Source organism: Candidatus Symbiopectobacterium sp. NZEC135 (assembly GCF_025962695.1).
On sequence record NZ_JAGFPF010000370.1, the window covers coordinates 1 to 1,657 of the forward strand.

Consider the following 1,657-nt stretch of genomic DNA (forward strand, 5'->3'; position numbering starts at 1 on the left):
AATCACTCTACACCCCGCCCAGTGACAGCTCTCCCACCATTTCATCCGTTTTTGTTTAAAAAACATTCAATTCAGGTTCAATTCTGATTTTTCGAGGGTTGAACGTCATAAGCGATCTGCAGATACTACATTCATCAAAACAACAACGGAGAAATATATGACAACAAGAAGACTTATTCGCCTGCCGGAAGTGATGAATAAAACAGGATATAGCAAAGCATGGATTTATCGACTTATTAGCAGGGGCGTATTCCCAGAACAGATAAAGATTGGCATAAGAGCCAGAGCTTTTGTTGAAAGTGAAATAGATGAATGGATTGAAAATATTATTCAGTTTTCACGTAAACACGCTGATTAATGAATAATACACTATTAATGCGATGAGGAGGTTTTATGTAAAACGTTAAACGCTGTGTTTTTTACAATACTATAAAATAAAAATCAAAATATTTATGCATTAATAATGCAGGGTATTTTACACTATAAACAAAGAAAAGGAAAAATATATGAAAAAGAAAAATAATGGTTTTGATAGGATCGCTACTGAGATGTTTCTACTATCAGCGATGAAAGAGTATTACCCTATTTATTGGGATATAGTCAAAAAAGGGCCAAAAGAGGCATTTAATTTACTTACTGATAATCATCATATGGAAACAGTCTATGACCAAGTAATCGAACGAGCTAAAAAGGGTGTAGCCAAAAATAAGCGCTATCTTATCGATTTTGAAGGGGTAAGAATGGAGGTAATGACGCTGCATACCAAAGCCTTAGTGTTAGCCTATATGTAAATCTATTTGGCCCCTTCTGGGGGCTGAAAATAAATCAAATATTAAATAATCATATAAAAGTGAGAGTTAGTTATGTCTAAAAATAATAAAGTTAAAAACAAATCTACAAAACTGTTCCTTGATCTTGCTAAAAGATCGTTTGAGGCAAGTTGGATCAGTTTACAAAATGATCACGATGGGGATATAAGAGAGTATATTAGTGATCATGATTTTATGAGTGCAACCATCATGTGCGTGATAATGCATATTAAAAATAACTTTGAGAGTTTAACACAGAAAGAAGGAAATAATGGAAATATTGACGAGGTTGATCTTAAGGTTATTGCTAATCTGTTGGTAAGGCATTCGTATTTATTTGTTCATAAATCTTTGTAGTTTCCTTTGATGATGTATTCGTGCCAAATATACAAATATTTGCCTCGTAAGGGGCAGATAAACAACATTTGTGATAACAGGAGAAATCTGATGATTGATGAGTTCCACGTTATGTTTATGTATAAAAAAATCCAAGCTGAAGCCGCTATTACTGATATGAAGACACTGAATCAGCTTTTGAAGAAATTTCGAAAAGTGGTAGAGGAGCGGCGTGAGAAGCATTATCAGGAGATTGGTGAAAATAAGGTGCGTAAGCTAAAGATGAAAAGACTCCTCAAGTTGATGGCGCGTGATGGTATTTCACCACAGGAACTATGTGACTGGCAGTAGCCAGTCTATAAAAAATATGCTCATTAAGTTCCATCGAAAATTAGTAAAATCGGTGTTTGCGAAAGTTTGATAGTTGTTAATATTTAAGTTTTACATTTGGTTATAAGTGGCTATCGCCACGATCATTAATGAAAAATCCATCATTAACAGGGGCAAGCCCT

4 protein-coding genes are annotated in these 1,657 nt (G+C 34.3%); all 4 read left to right on the top strand.

Annotation, left to right across the window (positions count from 1 at the left end; genetic code table 11):
* Positions 1-157: 157 nt before the first annotated feature.
* Positions 158-358 (top strand): helix-turn-helix transcriptional regulator, encoded by a 201-nt coding sequence (locus J5224_RS26945; protein ID WP_264628225.1) that lies wholly within the window; start codon positions 158-160, stop codon positions 356-358.
* 148 nt (positions 359-506) lie between these two features.
* Positions 507-791: a hypothetical protein gene (locus J5224_RS26950; RefSeq protein WP_264628226.1), complete on the top strand. Its 285-nt coding sequence runs from the start codon at positions 507-509 to the stop codon at positions 789-791.
* A 72-nt stretch (positions 792-863) separates the two neighbouring features.
* Positions 864-1,166 carry a hypothetical protein gene (locus J5224_RS26955; RefSeq protein WP_264628227.1) on the top strand — a complete coding sequence of 101 codons (303 nt, stop codon included), beginning with the start codon at positions 864-866 and terminating at the stop codon, positions 1,164-1,166.
* A gap of 90 nt (positions 1,167-1,256) precedes the next feature.
* The gene (locus J5224_RS26960) at positions 1,257-1,496 is read left to right on the top strand and encodes a DNA-binding protein (protein WP_264628228.1); all 240 of its coding nucleotides are present in this window, start codon (positions 1,257-1,259) and stop codon (positions 1,494-1,496) included.
* Positions 1,497-1,657: the final 161 nt, after the last annotated feature.